A 24,563-nucleotide genomic window follows, 5' to 3' on the forward strand; every position below is an offset into this window, starting at 1 on the left:
AAGAACAACTCTTACCTCAGGAGATACCTTGCGCACTCGTGGAGCCGTCATTCGCCAAGCACCAGGCACATACGAGGTGGTCGATCTCGAACTCGATTCACCCCGCAGCGGCGAACTCACTGTCAAAATGGTCGCCTCAGGCCTGTGCCACTCGGACGATCACATCGCCAGCGGCGACCACGGAGTCGGCCGCTACCCCATCTGCGGCGGACACGAAGGCGCCGGAATCGTCGTCGAGGTCGGGCCGAACACGGAAGGATGGTCCGAGGGCGATCATGTCGTGTTCTCGTTCCTCGCCGCCTGCGGCCGTTGCCGTTGGTGTGCAAGCGGAATCCAGAACCTCTGCGACAACGGCGCCGCCATCATGACTGGCAGCAGACCCGGCGAAACCTCGAGTTACAGAATGTCTCTCGACGGTCAGCCCGTCGCACAAACCTGCGGCCTGTCCACCTTCAGTGAATACACCACGGTCAGCACTCTCTCGGCTGTGAAAGTCGACAAGCACCTGCCACTCGACGCTTTGTGTCTGCTCGGCTGCGGCGTCGGAACCGGTTGGGGCGCCGCGGTCAACTCCGCTCAGGTGTATCCCGGGCAGACTGTCATCGTCATGGGCGTCGGCGGAATCGGAATCAACGCGGTGCAGGGCGCCTCGCATGCCGGCGCCGCCCACGTGATCGCGGTGGATCCGGTTGCGTTCAAGCGCGACAGTGCATTGAAGTTGGGCGCCACCCACGCCGTGGCCACCATGGAGGAAGCCACCGACATAGCGCGCTCGTTCACCAACGGCCAGGGCGCGGATTCGGCCATCGTCACCGTCGGCGTGACCACCGGAGAACATGTCGCGCAGGCATTCTCGTCGATCCGCAAGGCAGGAACCTGCGTGGTCACCGGCCTCGGGAAGATGACGGACGTCGGAATTCCCGTGAGCCTGATGGAACTCACGCTGTACCAGAAGAGAATTCAGGGATCCCTGTTCGGTGCATCCAATCCCACCGCCGACATTCCCTGGATGATCGATCTCTACACCAGCGGCAAGCTCGAACTCGAAGGACTGATCACCAACCGGTACACCCTCGACCAGATCAACGACGGTTTCGCCGACATGCATGCCGGTCGCAACCTCCGTGGAATCATCGCCTTCTGAGCGAGTTCTCTCCGGACTTTCGATCGAGAGCAAGTCCGGAGAGATCCTCACTACAGCTTCACCAGGCGTTCATGGTGTCGAGGATTTGTCCTCTGGCCATCCACAATTCAGCAGACCAATACGGCCACGAGTGAATTCCGGCGGGCGGAAAGCTGTACGTCGCTGGGATTCCCAAGGATTTCAGGCGAATTTCGAATGCACGCGCGTGCACCCACGAGAGCGCCTCGAGCCCCATACCCGTCGCCGTGTGGAAGTAATCGATCGGCGCAGAGGGATGATCGTACGGTCCCGGGATGCCGTTGGACGACGAAATGTACATCGACAGTCCGCGAAGCGATTCCGCGTTGACGAACGGGTCGTTGCGAAGCCATCCGGATGACCACGGCGGGCCCCACATCGAATCGACGTTGTACCGGCCGGCGTCGAACATGGCTACGCGGATCGCTTCACGCATACCCGGACCCGAGATATTGATGTAGCCGGACAGCGAGCCGGCGAACTTGAACTGATCCCGATGATGCCCCGCCAGGTTCAACGCGGCACTGCCGCCCATCGACAACCCGATGATCGCATTGTTGGTTGGTGAAACGCCATACCCTGCAAGGAAGTCCGGAAGCTCGCGGGTGAGGAACGTTTCCCACCTGTACGTTATCGGCTGAGCGTTGAAATTGGACGGCGCGTACCAATCCGTGTAGAAACTCGACTCACCGCCGACCGGCATCACCAACGTGATGTTGTCATTGCGGTACTGATCGAGTGCGTTCGTTTCGAAACTCCAAGCATTTCTGTCGTTTTGCGCGCGAAGACCGTCGAGCAGGTACAACGCGGCGTTGCCACCGCGCGCGGCCCACTGCACCTGAACCTTGATGTTTCCCATCGAAGACGGGACCCACAACTCGTCGTACCCACCCCATGGCGCCGAGCGCGCCGGAGTAGCACTCGCGGCGGTCGGACCGAACATACCGCCGAGCAGGAATATCGACAACAACGCCGCTACGAGCACCCGCACCCGCCGTGTATTGCGTTCGGGCAACGTGAATCTGATTCTCTGCAAGGTTGTGTCTTTCCCCGAAACTGCGCATCAAGAAACTCGCTTCGGTAAGTGCATCGTCGGTTCCACTGTCGACGTGTTTGTCCCTTTCCGGGGGCTCCGGTGTTACAAAGTCGAGGTCATCGCAACAATCGGACAACTGTCGTGCCGAGCGAATCCAGGTGGCGAAAAGCACAATTCACGAAGCACGCTGAATGCGCTCACTCAGCCGAGTGACGAAGCGATCGCATCACGACCTGCGGCAGCACACGCTTGGTCCTGCATTCCGTCTGGAGCGCCACCGACACCGATACCGGCGATCGACCCGGCTCCAGCCTTCAATGTGACTCCACCTGCAAGGAAGAGAGTGCCGGGAAGGTCGGCGATGGTTGATCCTTCGCCTTTGGTACGCTGCGAGAGGTCACTGGTGTCGGCTCCGAAAGCTGCAGAGGTGTATGCCTTCTCGCGTGAGGCTTCCACCGTGTGCTGGGCTGCGTTGTCGCCGCGCACCATGGCGATGACATTTCCCGCGCGGTCTACGACGGAGACGGTGACGAAGCCGAGACCGTCGGCGCGGCATTTCGCCAGGGCCGCACCAGCAGCCTTCACTGCTGCGTCGGCACTGAGTCGATTCTGAGTGACAATCGCCGAATCACCGGTCGCGGCAGGCTGCTGCGTGGCAGTAATCGACGTCGTGCTCGATGCATTCGCCACCGGTGTGTCGGTGGTCGAGCATGCGGCGCTGGCAAGGATTGCGACAACCGGAACGGCGACAGCGAGCGTACGGGGAAGTCGTGTGTAAATGCGGTGGTTCATGTCGGGCACACTTTCAATCGAATGGTTCGAAACCGTCCACTACAGCGTCGCGTCCGGGGGCGGGTGCGCACATCGGGCGCTCGGGTGACGAACCGTGCCCCCTACGGCTACCCGGATATCATCCGAATGGTTGATACGACGGCCTGGTGCCCTCCGTAACATTCGAGGGATGAGTAACGGAGCCATGAACGCCGACGCCGAACGCGGCCTACGCGGCCCGTTGGCGTATGCGATCCACGCGTCGTTCTTCGTACTGCTGTCTACATCGGGAGTTCGGTACGTCACAGTCCACGGGACCAGCGGTCGGTTCGGGGTTGTACTCGTCCTGGCCGTGGTCCTCGCCCTGCTCTACGCCGTCATGGCCACGGTGTCCTCGCGAGATGTGGTTCGCCAACGGCTGTGGATGTGGCCGGTACTGAGCGCATGGGCAGCGCTGGTCTGGCTTGCCCCGAGTTTCGCGTGGTGTGCGTTTCCCGTTCTCTTCCTCTGCATTCGTCTGTATCCGAGCAAGATCGCCTACTCCCTCGTCGGGATCCTGGGCGTCCTCGCCGGTATCGCGTTCTACCGGGTCACCGGTCGTGCCGAATTGGTGACACTTCTCGGGCCGCTGTGCACCGCGGCACTGGTCGCGGCCGCGTACGGGCAGATGGAACGAGATGCCCGAGAACGCCTTCGGCTTCTGCGTCAGGTAGCAGAAGCGCAATCTGCATTGGCAGATACCGAACGCGCTGCCGGCGTTGCCGCTGAGCGAGAGCGCCTCGCGCGCGAAATCCACGACACCGTTACCCAGGGACTGGCGAGCGCCCTTCTACGGCTCGAGGCAGCCGAACAAACGTGGAATACAACGGGTTCGCCGTCTCGAGCCGATGTCGATGCCGCAGCAGAGAACATCCGAACGAGCTTGATGCAGAGTCGCGACCTCGTCCACGATCTGGCGCCGACCAAGGGCGGTACGGGCGACTTCGACGCCTTGGTCGTGGCCGCCGCCCGCCAGTTCGTCGCGGCCGTTCGGATCCGCACCGTCGGTGAAGCCGTCATCTTGCCCTCGGACGTAGCTCATGCCGTCGTGCGAGTGGTCTCGAGCGCGTCCTCCAACATCGCCCGCCACGCTCGCGCCGAAACGGCGGGCGTGACGATCACGTATCTCGACCACTCCGTCTCCGTAGACATCTTCGACGACGGCGTCGGCTTCGATCCGGGAAAGCTCGCCGACCATTCTCGGTACGGTGGATACGGCCTGCGTGCGATGCGAAGCCGCGTCGCACAGCTCGGCGGATCGTTCACCGTGGAAAGTGCACCGGGAGACGGCACCGTCGTCGCGGCCCAGTTCCCTCTCGAACGGAGGATCCGGTGACCACCACCATTCGCGTGTTCCTCGTCGACGATCATCTGGTCGTGCGAGCCGGGCTGAGAGCGCTGCTGAACACTCAGCCGGACGTCGAAGTAGTAGGCGAAGCATCGTCCGGCGAGGAGGCGGCCACGGCGATACCGTCGGCCTCACCGGATCTGGTGATGATGGATCTGGACATGGGCACCGGCATGCACGGTGCAGAAGCGATCAAACGCCTGCGAAGCGACGGTGTCGATGTTCCCGTACTGGTTTTCACGACGTATGACACCGACGCCGACGTCGTGCGGGCCGTGGACGCCGGTGCCATCGGTTACCTACTCAAGGACTCGACTCCTGACGAGATCTTCGGCGCGGTGCGCGGCGCGGTCGCCGGGCGCAGCGTCCTCTCCCCCGCCGTGGCCTCTCGACTCGTCCAGCAGATGCAGCGCCCGCAGGAAGCGCTCACCGCCCGTGAGTCCGAACTGCTCAGCCTGCTCGCCGAGGGGATGACCAACCGCGAGCTGGGTAAAGCACTCTTCATCAGCGAAGCGACGGTGAAAACACACCTCGGGCACATCTACGCCAAACTCGGTGTCGATACCCGCTCTGCCGCAGTGTCCGTCGCACTCCGTCGCGACGGAATACGCTGACCTCGGTGGCGGCCGAACAGCTCAGCCGCCCATCGCCTTACGCACTCCGTCGATCAGTTCGAGGAATTCGGCCTTGGGAGCAAAGTCGACATACTCCGAGTCGTCGATCGCTCCGGGAACGTGACCGGGTGCCCAGTAGAACACGTCGCCGGCATCGTAGGTTTGCCGACCTGCTTCGGAATCTGTGTAGATCCTTCCTTTCAAGACGTATCCGTAGTGCGGACATTGACAGCGCCCGCCTTCCAATTGTGCGAACGGTTCGGCGAAGTCTGCACCAGCAGGAATTTTAACGAAGTTGACGATCATGTCGCCTTCTTCTCGCATCCGCAATTCGAATTCGCCGTCCTGCAACACGATGGGAAGATCGTGAGCCGAGATGGTGTGCATAGGAGTACCTTTCGACTTCAGAAGGGGAAGGTCTGCGCCGCTGGCCGGCTGGTTCGCCACTGCCAGGTGGTGAATTCGTCCCAACTGCTTTGAGTTCCGAATCTCGCGCCGTTTCCGGAGGCACCCGTGCCACCGAATGGTGCATAGGCATCGTTGTTCAAAGTCTGATCGTTGATGTGCACGATGCCGGTACGCAGTCGGTCCGCGATCCGCTCGCCGCGTTCGACCGATCCTGTTTGAATGGCAGCAACCAGACCGTATTCGCTGTCATTGGCCGACCTGACTGCCTCGTCTTCGTCCTTGACGATCACGACGGGCGCCACGGGCCCGAAGATTTCTTCACGGAACGCGGGCATGTCCGAGGTGACTCCGGCCAGGACGGTCGGCTGATAGAAGAGCCCTTCGTATGTTCCACCGGCGCGGATTTCGGCGCCGGCCGCCTTGGTGCCCTGGACGATTCGATCGACGTTCGCAATCTGCCGCGCGTTGATGAGCGGTCCGAGAGCGACGTCGCCTGTATTGGGATCCCCGACCGGCAGGACCGCTGCGCGCTTGGCCAGCAGGTCCAGGTACTGATCGGCGACCGATTCCAACACGATGTGGCGGCCTGCGGTCATGCAGACCTGCCCCTGATGCAGGAACGAACCCCACGCGCCCGCCGAGCTCGCGGCATCCAGGTCTGCGTCGTCGAGGACGATCAGCGCATTGTTCCCACCCAGTTCGAGCGAGACACGCTTGAGCGTGCGACCGGCAGTTGCCCCGACCTGACGGCCGACGGCGGTCGAACCCGTGAAGGACACCATCGCGATGCTCGGGCTCTCGCACAATGCCTGACCAGGTTCCGCGTCACCGGCGAGCACATGCAGGAGGCCTTCGGGAAGACCTGCGGACGTGAACAATTCCGCGATGACCGCACCCCCGCTGATCGCGGTTTGAACATCCGGCTTGAGAACGACGCCATTTCCGAGCGCCAAGGCGGGGGCGACAGCGCGCATGGCGAGGAGAAGCGGGAAATTCCACGGGCTGATCACGCCGACCACACCCAGGGGCACCCGGCGACCGATGCTCGTGCGCCCCTCTTGGCTGGCGGGCAGAAGGTGCCCGAACGGCTGTGTCGGCAGTGCCGAGGCTTCCCACAGTTCGGAGATGACAAGATCAACTTCGAATGCGGCTTTCCCTGGTACGGAACCACCTTCACGGATCAACCAGCGCTCCACCTCGGCTCGCTCGGCTTCCAAAATCTGCGCTGCCTTACGGATCACCGAAGCGCGAGCCTGCCCGATCGTCGCCGCCCACGCCGGCTGCGCGGCCGACGCGATGTGTGCCGCTCGATCGATATCCGCAGCAGTCGCCGTGCCGATCACACCGAGCACCTCGCCGGTAGCCGGTTCGAGCGACTCGACGGTGTCACCGCCTCCGTCGATCCATTGGCCGTCGAAAATCTTTCCGTGCCATTGCTGATGAGCGAGCAGATTCGTCATGCGTTCCTCGATTCGTAGCTTTCGCTGCGGTCCTCGCTGTTCGTGGACCTGAGCTCTTCGCGAGCCTGAAAAAGCGATCTGAAACACACTCTGCCCCGGTATTCGGGCTCCCAGTTGTCGTGATCGGACACGTTTGTTGTTCGGATGCGACAGATCAGTGACGTTCGCGGGCGTTCGGATCAGGCGAGTTACGTACTTCCGACGGCGCCGCACCGAATTCCGCTTTGAACGCACGCGAAAACGCTGGTGCGTCATGGAAACACCATCGTGCGGCCAGGATGGAGATCGAATGACCCCGCAGTGAGACGTCGGTGAGATCGCGGCGTACGCGGATCAACCGTTCGCGGCGAATCAGCGCACTGAGGGTCAGATCCCCGTCACCGAAGTGACGCTGAACGGTTCGCGGCGACAGGTGCAACGCACCGGCGATCGACGCGACCGAGAGGTCTGGTGAGTCGAGATTCCGAAGCGCATATCGCAAGATCTCCTCTCGCGTCGAACGTCCGGGTGTCGCGGGCGCAGATCCTTGCATCAGAACTGCCGAAGCGAGATTGACTCCAGCATCTCCGAGAAGCCCGGCTGCGCTGCCGTCGACCTGGGATGCAACAGCGCCCGAGATGAAATTTTCCAGCAATGCACCGGACCCACGCCGACCGTCGTGGGTGCGCTCGAGCGCGCAATTCAGTTCTCGCTCGGTCAGACTCACCGCACTGCGCGGTAGGGTCATGACGGTGCACGACCAGTGACCGTCGAAACGCAGCGCGTACGAATGCTCGACGTCGTAGAGAATCATCGCGCCGGGCGGGGCCGTCAACTCGCGGTCCGATTGGCGCAGTATCGCGCTCCCGGTTCGGACCGTGCAGATCTTGAGCAGATCACTACCGTGTCGCTTTGCTGCGCGTGCGCTCCGCCGCAGTATCTGCGGTGAACCGGAGATGTCGAAAGCGCCTACGTCCCCGAGACTTACACCGCTGACCGTACCGACAGGCGCGGCATCGACGGAACTCTCGGGGCACAGGCCACCGAAGGTCTCCGACATCTCGCAGTGCCACTGCTGCACAGATTCCGGCAGGCTCGGAGGCGTGGCAGACACGGCAGACACGGCGGGCTACTTGATCGAAGATCCGTGCTGCGTCAACGGCATGACCTCGATGGTCATGTACGGGAACAGGGGCAGGTTCCAGAGAATCTCATGGAGTTCGTCAGCCGACTCGACATCGAAGATGCTGATGTTGCTGAACTGTCCCACAATTCGCCACAGATGCACCCACTTTCCCTGTCGCTGAAGGTCTTGCGAGTACGCCTTCTCCGTTGCGACGGTATCGGCGCGTACCTCCGGATCCAGGTCGCGCGGAATATCGACGTCCATCCGAACGTGAAAGAGTGCCATGTTCTTCTATCCTCTAGTTCCTGGTCCAGGTCTTGACGGCGTCCATGTTCAGTTCGACTCCCAGGCCAGGTCCGGCGGGGAGGTGCAACTGACCCTCGGAATACTTCAGGGGTTCCTGAAGCAACTCTTCACTGAAGAGCAGTGGGCCGAAAAGCTCTGTTCCGAAGTTGATTCCGGGCTCGGCGCACGCGAAGTGCAACGAAGCGGCCGTGCCGATCGGGCCTTCGATGGACGTCGCACCGTGGCACGCGATACCGGCGGCCTTGGCAATCGCGACGATGTCGCGGCTGTGCTGGAGGCCACCACATTTGGTGGTCTTGAGGGCGATGACATCGGCGGCGCTCCGGCGGGCGATTTCCAGAGCGTCGTGTGGGGTCTGCACACTCTCGTCGGCCATGATCGGAATCGGTAGAAGCCTACTGAGTTCGGCGAGGACCTCGATTTGGTCTGCCGGAGTGGGTTGTTCGATCAGTTCGACTCCACCCTCGGCGAGTTGCGGCAAGTACCGCAGGGCAGTGAAGCGATCCCACCGTGCGTTGACGTCGACACGGACTCCGGCGTGGCCTTCCAGCGCCTGCGCGATGCTGACGATGCGCGCGACGTCGACCGCCGGATCGAGTGCTCCCATTTTCAGTTTGAAGCTGAAATTGAGCCGGGATTCGAGCTTTTCGTGAGCTTCTTCGATGATCTCGTCCGCCGGCGCAGCACCCAGTGCCCACGTGACGTCGACACTCTCGCGGAAAGCCCCGCCGAGGAGCGTGTGCACGGGGACTCCCAGGCTACGCGCCCAGGCGTCGTGCAACGCCACGTCGACGGCGGCCTTCGCGAATCGTGCATTGGCAACAACTTTTTCGATGTCGGCCATGATCGCGGTGATGTGATCCACGCGCCTGCCGACCACCACGGGAGCGATGTACTTCTCGATGATGACCTGCATCGTCTCCACCGATTCGCCACCCCACCACGGCCCGCCCGGAACGACTCCTTCGCCGTATCCGATCACCCCGTCGGAGGTGCGAATCGCGACCAGCAACAACGGCTGCGCCGTCATCGACGTGGTGGCGAACTTGTGGGGGCGAACCAGCGGAACGTCGAGGATGGTCGTCTCGATGGAGACGATCGACAGGTCTGTCATCAAATCACTTTCTTCAGAGCAGTTGTGGATCAGGCCGGATCGAGCACGAAGTCGTATGTGACCCGGTTGGTTCCGTCGGCACCTGGCTTCGGATCGAGAATCAGTTCGGGCTTCGTCGCCGTTGCCACGTCGTTCTCGATCCACTCTCCATCCTTGAAATAGAGCTGGGTGGTGATGGTGCGCTTACCGGGAGCCTTCACCATGAGGTGCAGGTGAGCCGGACGCCACGGGTGCCAGCCGGCCTTCTCGATGAACCAGCCGGTGGGGCCGTCGGTCGGGATCTGGTACGGCGCAGGCTGAATCGTGGTGATCTCGAAGCGTCCCTCGTCGTCGGCGACGATCGTTCCGCGGAGATTGCCGTCGGGGATGTGCGGCGCGAAATGGGAGTAGTAGCCTTCGTCGTCCGCGTGCCAGAGTTCGACGGTTGCACCGCCCAACCCCTTGCCGTCGAGATCGCGAACCTGGCCCTCGAAGACCAGCTTCGATCCAACCTCGTTGTCACGCATCGGAAGTTCACACTTGGCAGGCAACGTCTTGGCATCGGCAACGTAGTACGGGCCCTCGATGCTTCCCTTGGTGCCGTGCTGGCCGCGGTACGCAACCTCCTCGACGTTGTGCTCGAGGAAGACGTCCAGCCACAGGGGCCACTCGCCGAACTGGCCGATGTCGATGAGCCACTGCTTGAGGACGCGGTACTCGGGGTAGGTGATGCCGTGCTTGTCGATGACGCCTGCGAGTGCCTCGAGCACGTCCTTGGCGATGGCCGAGACGCGTTCGGGCGGGGTGTCCGCGCTGACTCGTTCCTGGAGGAACTTGTCGGTGGCGGCAGTACCCGAACCTACTGCGGTGGGGCTCTCGGAAGTGGTCATGTGGTCCTCCTCGGGGCCGTATGTGGCTGTTACCGGGTGGGTGCCGTACTGCTGGGCTGCGTCGGCTCCCCAAGTTTGGGTTGTACGCTGTGCGTACATCTGTTACGCTGTGCGTACGCTTGTACTGTGCGCCCAGTCACAAGGTTTGTCAACCTTCGAAGGCGCCGATCGGGCATACCCGCAGATGAAAGGCCATTCCGTGAGCGAGAACGATCGCGATTACATCCAGAGCATCGAGCGTGGATTTGCTGTGCTGACGGCCTTCGACGAGAAGAACCCCAACCCGTCGCTCGCCGATCTTGCCGCCGAAACGGGTCTCTCCCGCCCAGCGGTCCGGCGCATCCTCCTCACGCTGCAGAAGCTCGGATACGTCACCGGCAACAACAGTCGGTGGTCGCTCACCCCACGCGTTCTGAGCATCGGGCAGCACTTCTCGGCATCACATGCCTTGACGGAGGCGGCGCTCCCTCGTCTGTTGGAGATCGCAGAACACACCCACGAGTCGGCGTCGCTCGGGGTGCTCGACGGTGTCGACGTGGTCTACGCCGCGCGTGTACCCGTCCGGCGGATCATGAGCATCAACGTCAGCGTCGGCACCAGAGTGCCTGCATATGCGACCTCCATGGGTCGAGCCCTGCTAGCTTGGGCGCCAACCGAAATCGTCGACAACGTCATCGCGAACTCCACGTTCGACGCCCTCACGCCCACCACGATCACCGACGAAGGCGCATTCCATACCGCCCTCCGGGTGGTGCGCGAGCAGGGATACGCGCTCACATCGGAGGAACTGGAAGACGGCCTGATTTCCCTCGCTGCTCCCGTCCGCGACGCCGGTGGAAGCGTCGTCGGAGTGACAGCGTGTTCGACCTCGGCCGGACGAACATCCCCGGAAGCTTTCCGCGCCGACGTCGCGCCTTTCCTCGTCGAGAAGGCGAACCAACTCAGCGCGGACATGGGGTACCGAAGCTAGCGCCTCAACACCTCGGAAGGCAGCAATCCGTACTTACGCCGAAAGGACGACGCGAACCGTCCGGTGTGCGTGAAACCCCATCTCACAGCGACATCGGTGACCGTCGTCGAGTCGTCGGCATCCACCAGATCTGCATGGACCCGCGCGAGACGGATGTCGAGCAGGCATTCCGACGGACTCCGGCCCACGTACTGCCGAAATCCCTCCTGCAATCTCCGTACGCTGACGCCCGCCACCTCCGCCATCTCGGCTGCGGTCCACACGCGGGCCGGGTCGTCGTGCATCTCGTCGAGCACCCGCTTGACGATGCGCGGCCTGGCGTGTCGCACCGCGTCCTCGCTTTCGGGCATTGCGGCAAGGACGAATGCCGTGACCACGGCGCCGGAGAGCTGACCTGCCACCAGTTCGTTGTGCAGCACGCCGACCGGGCCGAGTATCTGATCCGACAGTGAGCGAACAAATTTCAGCCATCTGGCTCCGTCGTCGCCCCGAAGATCCACCTGATCAGGCAAGTGCATTCCGGGTCGACCGAGAACCTTTTCCATCTCACGGTCGAGGTACTGACGGTCCATCCGGACTCCGACGATCTCGCAGTCCGCACTCCACCGCGTAATTCTCGTCGTGATGTCGGGTGGACATACCGTCGCAACACCCTGCGTCGAGAGCACGTGCGAGCCCGCGAACACCGACTCGAGCTCGCCCGAGAGCGGGATGTTCACCCCATAGGCACCGGGATGATCGGATTCGACGGCGACGTCAGCTCCCCACCGAATATGAGCGATCCTCAGCGGTCCCAACTCGGTGGTGCACACCCCGACTCCACTGGCCGCATGCCGAGACAACGGCGTCAGCGTGTGCGGAAAATAGGCGTCCGAAACCGCATGACACGCCTCGTCCCAGTCGCGGGGAGCAGTACCGATCATGGAGTCGACCATCGTCCTTCTTCACCTTCCAAACCCGTGACCAGCCACATTGCCGAGCAAGGGCGCTGAACATCATTGAACACTGTGTCCCCGGTCACTTCCAAGAGAAAACGGGTACGGGCCGCGATCGGGTGCGCAATCCGGATAGCCACCGCGCTGTACGGATCGACCGAAGCCTGCGCCCGCCGTACGTTCGTCTTCACTCCCGGCGCGAGTCGCCCACTACTTCCCTCCCGCACTTCGCGGCACTCTCACTCAACCGCCATCCGACAAGGAGGTCCGGTCATGGAACAAAATCAGCTTCGAGGAATCTTCGGTCAATTCGCGAGCGGCGTCACCGTCATCACCTGTACCAATGCCGACGGTCAACCACACGGAGCCACGGTCACCGCATTCACGGCCATTTCCCTGGAACCACGGCTGTGCCAGATCACGATGACTCGCAAGTCCAAGGCGTGCGGCTACCTCGGCAACGCGCCGTTTGCGGTCAACATCCTTGCCTCCGACCAAGTGGACACGGCCATGCATTTTGCCGGCCGACCGCAGCGCACCGAACCGAGGTGGATCGACGGACCGACCGCTCCCCTGCTCGACGGCGCCGCAGCAACCATCTCGTGCGTCCCGTGGAGGGAGTACGACGGCGGTGACCACATCATCTTCATCGGCGAGATCGTCGACGCTCAGTCGAGTGGCAAGGATCCGCTTCTGTTCTACCGAAGCACTTTTCACGATCTAGGCGCTACCTCGTCGACCACAGTCTGGAACGGAAGTCAGGACGACCCCCACAGCGGCTGGTTCGACGCCACCACTTCGTTCACCCCGATTCATCTTCAGCCCGCACCCCAAACGATCTGAAAGGCTTTGCCATGACGACCACCGAAATTCCTCCCACCGGCGTCGATCCCGCAGATTCCGGAGCGCCACAGGTCAATCCGGCCGCCGACTGCGAAGCCAACCGTACGAAGAACTTCGCCACCCGACCGATGACCGGTGACGAGTACATCTCGAGCCTGCAGGACGGCCGCGAGATCTGGCTTCACGGTGATCGCGTCAAGGACGTCACGACGCACCCCGCGTTCCGGAATCCGATCCGCATGACCGCGAGGCTGTACGACGCTCTGCATACGGGCGAGCACGTGGACGCCTTGACCGTTCCGACGGACACGGGCAACGGCGGTGTCACCATGCCGTTCTTCCGCACTCCGACGTCGTCGGCCGATCTGCTCAAGGAACGCGATGCCATAGCGACGTGGGCTCGTATGACCTACGGCTGGATGGGCCGTTCCCCCGACTACAAGGCGAGTTTCCTGGGCACCCTCCACGCCAACAAGGAGTTGTACGCACCGTTCCAGGACAACGCCGAACGCTGGTACCGCGAATCGCAGGAGAAAGTTCTGTACTGGAACCACGCGATCATCAATCCCCCGGTGGATCGCCAACTTCCACCGGACGAGGTCGGTGACGTCTTCATGAAGGTGGAGAAGGAAACCGACGCAGGTTTGATCGTCAGCGGCGCCAAAGTGGTCGCCACCGGATCGGCGATCACGAACTACAACTTCATCGCTCACTACGGTCTGCCGATCAAGAAGAAGCAGTTCGCCCTGATCTGCACGGTACCGATGGACGCGCCGGGTGTGAAGCTGATCTGCCGCACCTCGTACACCGAACATGCTGCGGTGATGGGCAGTCCGTTCGATTATCCGCTGTCGAGTCGCATGGACGAGAACGACACCATCTTCGTCTTCGACAAGGTGTTGGTTCCGTGGGAAAACGTCTTCATGTACGGCGACGTCGACCGGATCAACGCATTCTTCCCTCAATCAGGCTTCCTGCCGCGCTTCACCTTTCAGGGCTGCACTCGCCTGGCCGTCAAGCTCGACTTCATCGCCGGACTGTTGATGAAGGCACTCGAAGCCACCGGCGCCGGCGGCTTCCGCGGAGTCCAGACCCGTGTCGGTGAGGTGATCGGGTGGCGAAACCTCTTCTGGTCGTTGACCGAATCGATGGCACGCGATCCCGAACAGTGGGTCGGCGATTCGGTGATCCCGAAGCTCGAGTACGGCCTCACCTATCGAATGTTCATGATCCAGGGGTACCCGCGGATCAAGGAGATCATCGAACAGGACGTCGCGTCGGGCTTGATCTACCTGCCTTCGAGTTCACTCGACTTCAAGAGCCCGGACGTGCGTCCGTACCTCGACAAGTACGTTCGCGGTTCCGACGGCATCACCGCCGTCGACCGCGTGAAAGTCATGAAGGCGCTGTGGGATTCGATCGGGACCGAGTTCGGCGGCCGACACGAACTCTACGAGCGCAACTACTCCGGCAATCACGAGAACGTCAAAGCCGAACTGCTGTTCGCAGCCCAGAATCGTGGACACGCAAGTTCCATGAAGGGACTGGCCGAGCAGTGCTTGAGTGAATACGACCTCGACGGCTGGACGGTCCCTGACCTCATCGGCAACGACGACGTCTCGTTCTTCAAGAACCGGTAATCCCCTCGGCAGGTAGGGCGGACTCGCGATGTCGAGTCCGCCCTGCTCGTCGTCTTCAGCAGGCATGGCCCATCAGCAGAATTCGACGAACACTGCACCCTTGGTCAGGACTAGGCAATTGCCTAGTGTGACCCGAGACACACGATGTCAAGGTGAATTCAGTACCGGACGCAGCCCCGTCCGGAAAGCGGGTCCCACCGATTTGGTCCGACAGCCCTCGGCTTTCTCGGTAGGCGCCCACTCTTATCTGGAGGACACCCATGACGGATATGTTGGATGCTGCCCGCGGCACCGACCAGTTCGCGAACATCCGCGCCGCCCTCGACGACGCGCTCGTCGAGGACCCGGAGACCGGCCGCTACCAGGTGCGGCGCAGCGTCTTCACGGACGAGCAACTGTTCGAACTCGAGATGACGCACATCTTCGAAGGCAATTGGATCTACCTCGCGCACGAGAGCCAGATCCCGAACGTCGGCGACTACTTCACCACCTACATGGGCCGTCAGCCCATCGTGATCACCCGCAACAAGGACGGCGAATTGGGTGCGCTGATCAACGCATGCAGCCACCGCGGTGCGATGCTCTGTCGCCGTAAGACCGACAACCGAACCACCTTCACCTGCCCGTTCCACGGCTGGACCTTCAACAACAGCGGAAAACTCCTCAAGGCCAAGGACGCTCGCACCGGTGGCTATCCGGAGCAGTTCAACAAAGACGGCTCACACGACCTGACCCGGGTGGCGCGGTTCGAGAACTATCGCGGCTTCCTCTTCGGCAGCCTCAACCCCGACGTGCTGCCACTCGAAGAGCACCTCGGTGACACCACGAAGGTCATCGACATGATCGTCGATCAGTCACCTGACGGACTCGAAGTTCTGCGCGGTGCATCCACCTACACCTACGACGGCAACTGGAAGTTGCAGACCGAGAACGGTGCCGACGGCTACCACGTGTCTTCGACGCACTGGAACTACGCCGCTACCACCGCTCGCCGCACCGCCGGTGAATCGTCCAACGAGACCAAAGCCATGGACGCCGGCACCTGGGGGAAGCAGGGCGGTGGATACTTCTCCTACGACTACGGCCACCTCCTGCTCTGGATGTGGTGGGGCAATCCCGAGGACCGACCCCTGTTCGAACGCAAAGCAGAACTGGAGGCTCAGTTCGGTTCCAAGAAGGCCGAATTCATGGTCGGTGCGTCGAGAAACCTCTGCCTGTATCCGAACGTCTACCTCATGGATCAATTCAGCAGCCAGATCCGGCACTTCCGTCCGATCTCCGTGGACCAGACCGAAGTCACCATCTACTGCATCGCGCCCAAGGGAGAGAGCGCCGAAGCGCGCAGCAACCGCATCCGTCAGTACGAGGACTTCTTCAATGCCAGCGGTATGGCCACCCCGGACGATCTCGAAGAGTTCCGTTCCTGCCAGAAGACCTACCAGGCAGCCGGCGCCCCGTGGAACGACCTCAGCCGTGGCGTCACACACCAGATTCCCGGTCCGAACGACGTCGCGAAGGATCTCGGCATGAATCGCGTGCTCTCGAGCGGAGCCAAGACCGAGGACGAAGGCTTGTATCCCATTCAGCACGGGTACTGGCGCGACGCCATGCTTGCGGCCGTAGATGCCGAGCAAGCCGCTTCCAACCGGACCATCTGAGGACGATCACCATGACTGTCACCACCACCAATGCCGTCGCCCTCGAAACAGTGCAGCAGTTTCTCTACCGTGAGGCTCGCTATCTGGACGATCGCGAGTTCGAGAAGTGGATCGAGTGCTACCACCCCGATTCCGAGTACTGGATGCCCGCATGGGCGGACGACGGCGAGCTGACCACGGACCCGGCCGCAGAGATCTCCCTGATCTACTACCCGAATCGCGGCGGTATCGAGGACCGCGTGTTCCGAATCAGGACTGACCGTTCCAGCGCGACAAGCCTTCCCGAGCCCCGCACCGGTCACAACATCACCAACGTGGAAGTGATCGAAGAACGCGGCTTCGTCGTCGACGTCCGCTTCAATTGGTTCACGCTGTACTTCCGCTACAACACAGTCGACACCTACTTCGGCACCTCGCACTACACGATCGACTTCTCGGGCGAGCAGCCGTTGATCATGAAGAAGAAGGTAGTCCTCAAGAACGACTACATCCATCACGTGGTCGACATCTACCACTTCTGACACGACTTCCCTTCGAATCGAGCTGTTTCCCATGAGCATTCAAGCTGCGCCGACCTTTCAAGTAGCCCTGAGTTTCGAAGACGGCATCACCCGCTTCGTCGAATGCAACACCGACGAGACCGTCGCGGACGCATCGTACCGCGCACGAATCAACATTCCGCTCGACTGCCGCGACGGAGCATGTGGCACCTGCAAATCACTCTGTGAGTCAGGTACTTTCGACGCCGGCGACTACATCGAGGAGGCCCTGACGGACGACGAGGCCGAGCAGGGATACTGCCTTCCGTGCCAGATGGTGCCGGAATCTGATCTCGTGCTGCAGATTCCCACCACGTCGGCGGTCGCCAAGACCACTGCCGGTTCGTACACGTCCACCATCACCGAGATCATTCGCCATTCGGATTCCACGGTGGGTTTCACCGTCGCAGTCGACAACCGCGCAGATCTGGTCTTCCTCCCCGGTCAGTACGTGAACATCCTCGTTCCCGGAACCGAAGCGACGCGGTCGTACTCGTTCAGCTCCGGCCCTGAGGTCGCGTCGGCGTCGTTCCTGGTCAAGATCACCCCGGGTGGTCTGATGTCCGAGTATCTCAGTCAGCGTGCGCAGGTAGGCGACACTCTCGAATTGACCGGACCGATGGGTAGCTTCTTCCTCCGGTCAGGTCAACGGAGAGCCCTACTGCTTGCCGGTGGAACCGGCTTGGCCCCGCTGCTCTCCATACTGGAGAAGATGCGTACCGAAAGCTCCACTCGGCCCGTCCATCTGGTCTACGGCGTCAGCTCCAACACCGATCTCGTCGAACTCGACAAACTGCACGACTACGCGAAGTCTCTACCCCAGTTCACCTTCGACTACTGCGTATCCGATCCCGACAGCACAGCACCGAACAAGGGCTATGTCACGGGCTTGATCGAGCCCGATCACCTCGACGACGGCAACGTAGACGTCTACCTGTGCGGCCCGCCGCCGATGGTCGAAGCCGTACGTCTGCACTTCAAGGACGTATCGATCACACCCACGAACTTCTACTTCGAAAAGTTCAACAATGCGGCAGCACCGGCTGATTCACCGGCAGCCTCGGCCGAAGAATCAGCTGCCGGCACGTACGAGATCGGTGAAGAACATCTGCCGGTCACGGAGTCGGACGCACAGTTCGACGCTCGGATGGCCCTCGAACTCGGAGCAATGGAACTCACGATCGGCCGCCTCACTCCGGCACAGTTGACGGAGTACCGCATTCTGGCGGAGAACTCGGCTGCTTCCATCGACCGCGATCACTTCACGGACGCAGCGGCATTCACCGAAACCAATGCCCTGTTCCACGACTTCCTCTTCCGCTGCACCGGAAACGAAGTGCTGCTGCAGGCATACCACCGTCTCGAGGTCACACAACTGATGAACCGAGTGCTCCGCACCGCCGATTGGGTGGACGAACATGTCGCGGAGGATCACTCACGTATCGTGAGTGCATTCGAGCAGAATGATCGCGCCGCGGCCCGTGATCTGATCGTCCAGCACAGCGAACACGCCAAGTCGACGATGCACCGCGCAATCACCGACGCTCGGGAAAGTGTGGCGTCGTGAGCACGAGATTCTTCGCCGGCCGGTTCGACGACCGGGTCGTGGTCGTCACCGGAGCGGCTCAGGGGATCGGGCGCAGCGTTGCCGAAAGAGTCTCCGCAGAAGGTGGTTCCGTCGCGCTTGTGGATCGAGCTGAACTGGTTCACGACATCGCGACACCGCTGGAGCGTTCCCATTCGGTGACCGCGGACCTCGAGACGTTCGAAGGTGCCCAGAATGCAATAGATTCCGCATTGGAGCGCTTCGGACGCATCGACGTCCTGATCAACAACGTCGGTGGGACCATCTGGGCCAAACCCTACGAGCACTACACGCCGCAGCAGATACAAGCCGAGGTCACACGATCACTGTTCCCCACGCTCTGGACGTGTCGCGCCGTACTGCCCCATCTGATCGAGCAGGCGAGCGGCACCATCGTCAACGTCTCCTCGGTCGCCACCCGCGGTGTCAACCGTGTTCCTTACGCGGCGGCCAAGGGCGGGGTCAGCGCGATCACCGCTGCACTGGCGATGGAAGTCGCACAGTACGGAATACGCGTCGTGGCAACCGCTCCCGGCGGAACCGAGGCGCCACCACGCGTCGTGGCACGCGGGCCGGGTGCCGAGACCGACGAGGAGAAGGCCTGGTACCAGCAGATCGTCGACCAGACCGTCGACTCGTCGCTACTCAAGCGTTACGGCACCCTGGACGAACAGGCTGCTGCTATCACTTTCCTTGCCTCCGAAGAGGCTTCGTATGTCACCGGAACGGTTCTGCCCGTCGCCGGTGGCGACCTCGGCTGAATCCAGCCTCCCCCGATTCCTGATCTCTCGAACGGAGATTCGCCATGTCCTCGATCGAACGTGGTTCCTGGGCCAGTGCCCGCCATCGCTCGTCAGTGTTGTGGGTGGTCACCATCGCCGCCATTGCCATTCTGTTCGACGGATACGACCTGGTCGTGTACGGCACGATCCTGCCCGTACTCATGGACGACCCCAGCCATATCGGCACCTTGACCGCATCTCAGGCCGGCGCGTTGGGTTCGTATGCACTCGTCGGAGTGATGGTCGGCGCACTGACGTGTGGAGCTATCGGCGATCACTTCGGTCGCCGAAAGATGATGCTGGTCAACATCATCTGGTTCTCGGTCGGAATGGCACTGGCAGCGTTCGCCACCAGCATCACCACCTTCGGTCTGCTGCGGTTCTTCACCGGCATCGGAGTCGGTGGGCTTGTCGCCACCGCCGGAGCCATGATTGCCGAGTTCGCGCCGCCGGGACGCCGCAATCTGTTCAACGCCATCGTCTACAGCGGTGTCCCGGCCGGTGGCGTCATGGCTTCCGTCCTGGCGATCGTTCTCCGTGATTCCATCGGATGGCGCGGACTGTTCCTCGTCGGCGCCCTGCCATTGGTGTTCCTGTTCCCACTCGCCTGGTTCAAACTGCCCGAGTCTCCCGCGTGGCTGATTGCTCGCGGACGTGTCGACGAAGCTCGCGCCATTTCCTCGAAAACCGGAATTCCATTGCCTGCCGGTACAGATCGACCCAACGACGCCGTAGCTGAGAAGGTCGGCTTCCGAGCGTTGGCGAGCAGACAATATGTCTGGGGCACCGCGCTTCTCGGCCTCATGAGCTTCGCCGGCCTCCTCCTGACCTACGGACTGAACACCTGGCTGCCCAAGATCATGGAAAACGCGGGATACAACGCGAAGGGTTCGCTCTCGTTCCTGTTGGTACTCAACGGCGGTGCCATCATCGGTGGACTTCTCGCCTCCAAGATCGCGGACGTCACCGGTCCACAGCGGGTTGTCGCAACCACCTTCGGCCTGGCCGCACTCGCCCTGCTCCTGTTCACATTCGGGTTCCCGCTTCCCGTACTCCTCGCCTCCGTTGCCATCGCGGGTGTCGGAACCATAGGTACTCAGGTTCTGATCTACGGATTCGTGTCCAACTACTATTCGACGGCCGCTCGGGCCGCAGGTGTCGCGTGGTGCGCCGGATTCGGACGTCTGGGCGGGATATTCGGGCCACTGATCGGCGGAAGTTTGATCAGCGCCGGAATCAGTTCCGAATCGGCGTTCTACGTCTTCGCCGGCATCGCGGTGATTGGCGCCATCGTCACCTTCTTCGTGCCGAAGCAAGCACCCGACCTGGGTGCCACTGCACTTCGATCCGATGGAGACCGTGCCGAAAAGGAAACCCGTGGTGAGCCCGGCGTTACGGTAGTCGGGTGACACTTCGTGACCTGTTGCTCGGCCGAGAACGCGAGCTCGCCGTTCTCGGCCGAGCCTTGGCCGCGGCAGAGACAGGAGTGCCGACTCTCGTGCTGGTCGAGGGCGATGCCGGTAGCGGTAAGTCCACTCTCGTCGACCGGTTCGCCGAAATCTCTTCCGCTCATACGCTCCGCCGCGCTCGTGGGCTGGAGTGGGAATCGAACACTGCCTTCGGAGTGATCGATCAACTACTCGAACGTCCGGTTTCCAACTCGGACCCGGTCGCCGTTGCACACGAGATCGTCGACGCAGCGGAGCAACTGACCCTGATCGTCGTCGACGATGCCCATCACAGCGATGTCAGCTCGCTTCAGGCAATCACCTCCGCCCTCCATCGAGGCCGAACGGCACCACTGCTGTTCGTCCTCGTCGCCGAGGAAACGCCGTTCCTGCGCGAGGATGTCAGGCAGATTCTCGACCTGCACTGGTCGACGCGATTGCACATCAGCCCGATCGACGCACCCGTCATCATCGACATCGCGCGCATGCGAAGCGGAATCGACCTCAGCTCCGGCGTCGCGCTTGCCCTTCAGGACTTCACCGCGGGCAACACACTCGACATCGTCTCGCTTCTCGACGAGCTGCCACCTACCTATTGGACCCAGTGGCACCGAACTTTGCCCGTCCCTCGCCATCGTGCAGTATCGATCGCCGCCGCCCTCGCTACGTGTTCGGCGGGAGCACTAACGTTGATCGAAGCCGCAGCAGTTGTCGGGCGCAGCACGACGTTGTCGCATCTTGCTCAGCTGGCCGAAATCGACGACGTGGTCGGCGCCTTGGACAGCGCCTTCGCCAGCGGCCTCCTTTCTGTCCACGAGCAGCACGGCAGCACCGAGGTGTCACTGAGCAGCACGATGGTCACGGCCGCAGTGCGCGGGGCGTTGGGACCCGCGCACTTGCATCTGCTGCACACACGCGCAGCCGAGATCGCTTGGGGAGAAGGTGAACGGCTTTTCCACCTTGCCGCTGCCAGCACCACCCATGACGAGGACCTCGCCGCCGAACTCGTTGCGTACGCATCACTACGAGCATCCGACGGCGCGTGGTCGGAAGTCGCCGACGCCATGGTCACGGCAAGCCGTCTCACCACGGCCCGAACCGAACACGAGGACCGACTGCTCCGCGGAGTCGACGCGCTGACCGGATCGGGTGACATCCCCCGCGCCATGGTCTTCGTGCCGGAGATCGAGAGTATTTCGCGCGGGCCTCTCCGCGACGCCGTCCTCGGCTACCTCGCCATCCATAGAGGGCGACCGACCGAGGCCGCCGATCTTCTGACCAGAGCGTGGGACAGCTGCAGCGTGGATCGTGAGCCAGGCATCGCTGCGATGATCGCCCAACGAATGGTCCTGCATTCTCTGGCTCGGCTCGATGGCACGGCGCTCGTCGAGTGGGTTGACCGCGCAGTCGAATTGGTGGGCCCTTCTGATCCCGCAGCAGTGGAGTCCGAAGCGATCAAGGGTCTCGGGCTCGGTGCTACCGGAAGAACCGAGAATGCGCTCGCGGCATACGCCGAACTCTCCGATCGTGTCCGCCCCGGAGCCCAAGCACAGCGCTTCCAGATGGGACGCGGATGGCTCGAGCTTGCGTTGGACCACCCGGAGTCCGCCAGACGCGACCTCGAAAGCGCGGTGTCCACAGAGTTTTCCAGTGGTTCGGCAAGAATCTCACTGTGGGCACAGGCCTGGCTCGCCCGCACTCAATTCGCTCTCGGCGCCTGGGACGAAGCGCTCTCGACCGTCGAGGGCGCCGGTGCCGAGGTGGATCGGTTCGAGATCGAGATCATCCGGCCGTTGGTCCACTGGTCGGGAGCACAGATTCACGCTCTGCGCGGCAACTGGGAACTGGCCCGTGACCATGTGCGACGTGCGTACGCCGGCATTCACGCCTACGAAATCATGTATGTTCCTGCACTTCTCGCCAGGGCCCAGGTTGCCGAGGCCGCCGCCGACTACGCCGAAGTTCTGGTGGCGCTGGCTCCGCTCACCTCGAGCAAGGCGCAACAATGGCTCGACGAGCCGGGCTTCTGGCCGTGGGTCGATCTCTACGCCAATGCATTGGTCATGGTCGGGCGAGCTGATGATGCCGACGCCTTTCTGCAACCACACGAGCAGACCGCACGACGTCGGGAGCACCGCTCAGCTGCGGCACGTCTCGGCTACGTTCGCGGCCGGATCCACGGCGCACGGGGCGAACTCGACTCGGCAAGAGAAAGTTTCGATGCTGCACTACTCGGCATCGAGACGCTGCCGCTCCCCTACGACCGAGCCCGAATCAATTTTGCCTACGGCCAAACTCTCCGCCGGGCCGGGAAACGCGCGGAGGCCGACGTCGTCCTCCGCGCCGCCCGCGAGCTGTATCACTCGTTGGGCGCCGCTACTTACGTCGAGCGCTGCGAGCGCGAACTCCGCGCGGGCGGGTTGAACCTCTCGCGGACGGAGAAGGGAATCACCGACCTGACCCCGCAAGAACGAGCCGTCGCCGACCTTGTCGCAGCGGGCAAGTCCAACAAGGAAGCTGCCGGCGAATTGTTCCTCTCCGTCAAGACCATTCAATATCACCTCACGCGCGCGTACGCGAAACTCGGACTGCGATCACGGAGCGAACTCGCGGCTTTGTTCCGCGACCGAGGGCTTTCGGATCCGCATCAGGAGAACTGAGAACATGCCGGACACTACGACGACCGCGCCCGTTCGCGTCGTCACCGAGCCACTCCCCCAACCGCTCTACGGCCCGAAGCGGGTCTTGCGCGACTTCGGCGGAACGTCCATTGCCAACGGAATCATCGGCATCGTCTTCTCGGCCACCGGGCCGGTGGCGGTCATTCTCGCTGCGGGGTTGGCGGGTGGACTGAGTCAAGCTCAATTGGCCTCTTGGCTTTTCGGTGCCTTCTTCGTCAACGGAATTCTCACCATCACGGCTTCCTGGCTGTACCGGCAGCCGCTGGCCTTCTTCTGGACGATTCCCGGAACCGTTGTCGTCGGAGCGTCGTTGGAGCATCTGCCGTGGGAGCAAGTGCTCGGAGCGTTCTTCGCGACCGGCGCCCTGATCTTGCTGTTGGGATTGACAGGGTGGGTCACACCGATCATGGCCGCATTACCCTTGCCCATCGTAATGGCAATGGTGGCAGGCGTTTTCCTTCATTTCGGAACGGATTTGGTCGAAGCGCCCGCCCACGACGCGGTGATCGCCCTGCCGATGATCGCCACCTTTGTCGCTCTGAGCGTGTTCGCCAAGCTGGGAAGATTCGTTCCGCCCGTTCTCGGCGCGTTGATCGTCGGCGTGGTCGTGATACTCGCGGCCGGAAGATTCAACTCCGCCGGCGACGCGCACGAGTGGCTGGCGCATCCGATGCTGACCCCGCCAACCTGGTCTTGGCAGGCGATGATCGAACTGGTTGTACCGCTGGCGATCACAGTCGTCGTCGTGCAGAACGGCCAAGGAATCGCAGTCCTCCGCGCAGCGGGTCATCAACCGCCGATCGGGGCAGCAACGGTTGCCTGCGGTGTGTTCTCTCTCGTGAACGCGGCGGTGGGTTGTGTCTCGACGTGCCTTACCGGGCCGACGAACGCATTGCTCACGGCGTCGGGAGAGCGGACACGCCAATACACCGCCGGAATCTTCTGCGGCTTACTCGCCGTCGTCTTCGGACTGTTCGCCCAGACTTTCGTCGCGATGATGTTGGGAACTCCGACGGCATTCATCGTCACTCTGGGTGGTCTGGCCATGCTCAAGGCCTTACAGGGAGCCTTCGTGACCGCATTCGGCGGGAAATTCACCTTCGGCGCTTTGATCGCGTTCCTCGTGACGATCTCCGACATCGAACTACTCAATATCGGAGCCGCTTTCTGGGGACTCGTCTTCGGGGTCATCGCCTCGCGCATGCTCGAACGAGCCGACTACACCTGACATGCGAATATTCGCATACTCG

The 24,563-nt window shown here is 62.2% G+C and carries 22 protein-coding genes; 13 read left to right on the forward strand and 9 right to left on the reverse strand.

Annotated features, from left to right (window positions below; genetic code table 11):
• The first annotated feature begins 28 nt into the window (after window positions 1-28).
• Window positions 29-1,144 (forward strand): NDMA-dependent alcohol dehydrogenase, encoded by a 1,116-nt coding sequence (locus tag A0W34_RS26110; protein ID WP_054188464.1) that lies wholly within the window; start codon window positions 29-31, stop codon window positions 1,142-1,144.
• 58 nt (window positions 1,145-1,202) lie between these two features.
• Here the strand turns inward: A0W34_RS26110 and A0W34_RS26115 are convergent, their stop codons facing one another.
• Window positions 1,203-2,153: an alpha/beta hydrolase gene (locus A0W34_RS26115; RefSeq protein WP_003940156.1), complete on the reverse strand. Its 951-nt coding sequence runs from the start codon at window positions 2,151-2,153 to the stop codon at window positions 1,203-1,205.
• Window positions 2,154-2,399: 246 nt separating this feature from the next.
• Window positions 2,400-2,990: a GlcG/HbpS family heme-binding protein gene (locus A0W34_RS26120; protein ID WP_003940245.1), complete on the reverse strand. Its 591-nt coding sequence runs from the start codon at window positions 2,988-2,990 to the stop codon at window positions 2,400-2,402.
• A gap of 184 nt (window positions 2,991-3,174) precedes the next feature.
• Here A0W34_RS26120 and A0W34_RS26125 point away from each other — a divergent pair, with 184 nt between their 5' ends.
• Both A0W34_RS26125 and A0W34_RS26130 read left to right on the forward strand, forming a co-directional pair.
• On the forward strand, window positions 3,175-4,344 hold the full coding sequence (locus tag A0W34_RS26125; protein WP_081558521.1) for a sensor histidine kinase: 1,170 nt from the start codon (window positions 3,175-3,177) through the stop codon (window positions 4,342-4,344).
• Window positions 4,341-4,970: a response regulator gene (locus tag A0W34_RS26130; protein ID WP_058038293.1), complete on the forward strand. Its 630-nt coding sequence runs from the start codon at window positions 4,341-4,343 to the stop codon at window positions 4,968-4,970. Before A0W34_RS26125 ends, A0W34_RS26130 begins: the two co-directional genes overlap by 4 nt.
• Before the next feature lie 21 nt (window positions 4,971-4,991).
• Here A0W34_RS26130 and A0W34_RS26135 read toward each other — a convergent pair whose 3' ends face one another.
• The 6 genes from A0W34_RS26135 to catA form a co-directional block, all read right to left on the reverse strand.
• A complete protein-coding gene (locus tag A0W34_RS26135; protein WP_003939951.1) occupies window positions 4,992-5,357 on the reverse strand; it encodes a hypothetical protein in 366 nt (121 codons plus the stop codon).
• 17 nt (window positions 5,358-5,374) lie between these two features.
• Window positions 5,375-6,838: a benzaldehyde dehydrogenase gene (locus A0W34_RS26140; protein WP_065351504.1), complete on the reverse strand. Its 1,464-nt coding sequence runs from the start codon at window positions 6,836-6,838 to the stop codon at window positions 5,375-5,377.
• Between the two features lie 154 nt (window positions 6,839-6,992).
• A complete protein-coding gene (locus A0W34_RS26145) occupies window positions 6,993-7,940 on the reverse strand; it encodes a helix-turn-helix domain-containing protein (RefSeq protein ID WP_003940292.1) in 948 nt (315 codons plus the stop codon).
• 6 nt (window positions 7,941-7,946) lie between these two features.
• Window positions 7,947-8,228, reverse strand: a complete 282-nt coding sequence (catC, locus tag A0W34_RS26150) for a muconolactone Delta-isomerase (protein ID WP_003940264.1) — start codon at window positions 8,226-8,228, stop codon at window positions 7,947-7,949.
• 13 nt (window positions 8,229-8,241) lie between these two features.
• Window positions 8,242-9,363, reverse strand: coding sequence for a muconate/chloromuconate family cycloisomerase (locus tag A0W34_RS26155; RefSeq protein ID WP_081558522.1), 1,122 nt, complete (start codon window positions 9,361-9,363; stop codon window positions 8,242-8,244).
• 29 nt (window positions 9,364-9,392) lie between these two features.
• Entirely contained in the window at window positions 9,393-10,232 is an 840-nt protein-coding gene (gene catA, locus A0W34_RS26160; RefSeq protein ID WP_003940427.1) for a catechol 1,2-dioxygenase, read from the reverse strand.
• A 199-nt stretch (window positions 10,233-10,431) separates the two neighbouring features.
• Between catA and A0W34_RS26165 the strand changes: the two genes are divergently transcribed.
• The gene (locus A0W34_RS26165) at window positions 10,432-11,202 is read left to right on the forward strand and encodes an IclR family transcriptional regulator (protein ID WP_003939932.1); all 771 of its coding nucleotides are present in this window, start codon (window positions 10,432-10,434) and stop codon (window positions 11,200-11,202) included.
• Here the strand turns inward: A0W34_RS26165 and A0W34_RS26170 are convergent.
• Window positions 11,199-12,137, reverse strand: a complete 939-nt coding sequence (locus tag A0W34_RS26170) for an AraC family transcriptional regulator (protein ID WP_042447172.1) — start codon at window positions 12,135-12,137, stop codon at window positions 11,199-11,201. The two genes, A0W34_RS26165 and A0W34_RS26170, sit on opposite strands and share 4 nt — an antisense overlap.
• 273 nt (window positions 12,138-12,410) lie before the next feature.
• Here A0W34_RS26170 and A0W34_RS26175 point away from each other — a divergent pair, with 273 nt between their 5' ends.
• The 9 genes from A0W34_RS26175 (at window position 12,411) to A0W34_RS26215 (ending at window position 24,541) form a co-directional block, all read left to right on the forward strand.
• The gene (locus A0W34_RS26175) at window positions 12,411-12,980 is read left to right on the forward strand and encodes a flavin reductase family protein (protein ID WP_007729773.1); all 570 of its coding nucleotides are present in this window, start codon (window positions 12,411-12,413) and stop codon (window positions 12,978-12,980) included.
• 11 nt (window positions 12,981-12,991) lie between these two features.
• Window positions 12,992-14,620, forward strand: a complete 1,629-nt coding sequence (locus tag A0W34_RS26180; protein WP_003939685.1) for a 4-hydroxyphenylacetate 3-hydroxylase family protein — start codon at window positions 12,992-12,994, stop codon at window positions 14,618-14,620.
• A 260-nt stretch (window positions 14,621-14,880) separates the two neighbouring features.
• A complete protein-coding gene (benA, locus tag A0W34_RS26185; RefSeq protein WP_042447174.1) occupies window positions 14,881-16,278 on the forward strand; it encodes a benzoate 1,2-dioxygenase large subunit in 1,398 nt (465 codons plus the stop codon).
• Between the two features lie 11 nt (window positions 16,279-16,289).
• Window positions 16,290-16,799, forward strand: coding sequence for a benzoate 1,2-dioxygenase small subunit (gene benB / locus A0W34_RS26190; RefSeq protein ID WP_003939939.1), 510 nt, complete (start codon window positions 16,290-16,292; stop codon window positions 16,797-16,799).
• A 31-nt stretch (window positions 16,800-16,830) separates the two neighbouring features.
• Window positions 16,831-18,384, forward strand: coding sequence for a benzoate 1,2-dioxygenase electron transfer component BenC (gene benC / locus A0W34_RS26195; protein ID WP_063315590.1), 1,554 nt, complete (start codon window positions 16,831-16,833; stop codon window positions 18,382-18,384).
• Window positions 18,381-19,163 (forward strand): 1,6-dihydroxycyclohexa-2,4-diene-1-carboxylate dehydrogenase, encoded by a 783-nt coding sequence (locus A0W34_RS26200; protein ID WP_007729779.1) that lies wholly within the window; start codon window positions 18,381-18,383, stop codon window positions 19,161-19,163. The genes benC and A0W34_RS26200 overlap by 4 nt, the downstream gene beginning before the upstream one ends.
• A gap of 44 nt (window positions 19,164-19,207) precedes the next feature.
• On the forward strand, window positions 19,208-20,593 hold the full coding sequence (locus tag A0W34_RS26205) for an MFS transporter (protein ID WP_047271892.1): 1,386 nt from the start codon (window positions 19,208-19,210) through the stop codon (window positions 20,591-20,593).
• Entirely contained in the window at window positions 20,590-23,292 is a 2,703-nt protein-coding gene (locus tag A0W34_RS26210) for a helix-turn-helix transcriptional regulator (RefSeq protein WP_063315589.1), read from the forward strand. The genes A0W34_RS26205 and A0W34_RS26210 overlap by 4 nt, the downstream gene beginning before the upstream one ends.
• 4 nt (window positions 23,293-23,296) lie before the next feature.
• The gene (locus A0W34_RS26215; RefSeq protein WP_063315588.1) at window positions 23,297-24,541 is read left to right on the forward strand and encodes a benzoate/H(+) symporter BenE family transporter; all 1,245 of its coding nucleotides are present in this window, start codon (window positions 23,297-23,299) and stop codon (window positions 24,539-24,541) included.
• The last annotated feature ends 22 nt before the right edge of the window (window positions 24,542-24,563 follow it).

This window comes from Rhodococcus sp. BH4 (assembly GCF_002079265.1).
Classification (GTDB): Bacteria; Actinomycetota; Actinomycetes; order Mycobacteriales; family Mycobacteriaceae; genus Rhodococcus_F; species Rhodococcus_F qingshengii.

Bases quoted from the DNA above. Each gene is read 5' to 3' on its own strand.
- A0W34_RS26120 (WP_003940245.1), bottom strand. From the start codon at position 2,990: ATGAACCACCGCATTTACACACGACTTCCCCGTACGCTCGCTGTCGCC.
- A0W34_RS26125 (WP_081558521.1), top strand. From the start codon at position 3,175: ATGAACGCCGACGCCGAACGCGGCCTACGCGGCCCGTTGGCGTATGCG.
- A0W34_RS26135 (WP_003939951.1), bottom strand. From the start codon at position 5,357: ATGCACACCATCTCGGCTCACGATCTTCCCATCGTGTTGCAGGACGGC.
- A0W34_RS26140 (WP_065351504.1), bottom strand. From the start codon at position 6,838: ATGACGAATCTGCTCGCTCATCAGCAATGGCACGGAAAGATTTTCGAC.
- catC (WP_003940264.1), bottom strand. From the start codon at position 8,228: ATGGCACTCTTTCACGTTCGGATGGACGTCGATATTCCGCGCGACCTG.
- A0W34_RS26155 (WP_081558522.1), bottom strand. From the start codon at position 9,363: ATGACAGACCTGTCGATCGTCTCCATCGAGACGACCATCCTCGACGTT.
- catA (WP_003940427.1), bottom strand. From the start codon at position 10,232: ATGACCACTTCCGAGAGCCCCACCGCAGTAGGTTCGGGTACTGCCGCC.
- A0W34_RS26170 (WP_042447172.1), bottom strand. From the start codon at position 12,137: ATGGTCGACTCCATGATCGGTACTGCTCCCCGCGACTGGGACGAGGCG.
- A0W34_RS26175 (WP_007729773.1), top strand. From the start codon at position 12,411: ATGGAACAAAATCAGCTTCGAGGAATCTTCGGTCAATTCGCGAGCGGC.
- A0W34_RS26180 (WP_003939685.1), top strand. From the start codon at position 12,992: ATGACGACCACCGAAATTCCTCCCACCGGCGTCGATCCCGCAGATTCC.
- benA (WP_042447174.1), top strand. From the start codon at position 14,881: ATGACGGATATGTTGGATGCTGCCCGCGGCACCGACCAGTTCGCGAAC.
- benB (WP_003939939.1), top strand. From the start codon at position 16,290: ATGACTGTCACCACCACCAATGCCGTCGCCCTCGAAACAGTGCAGCAG.
- benC (WP_063315590.1), top strand. From the start codon at position 16,831: ATGAGCATTCAAGCTGCGCCGACCTTTCAAGTAGCCCTGAGTTTCGAA.
- A0W34_RS26205 (WP_047271892.1), top strand. From the start codon at position 19,208: ATGTCCTCGATCGAACGTGGTTCCTGGGCCAGTGCCCGCCATCGCTCG.
- A0W34_RS26215 (WP_063315588.1), top strand. From the start codon at position 23,297: ATGCCGGACACTACGACGACCGCGCCCGTTCGCGTCGTCACCGAGCCA.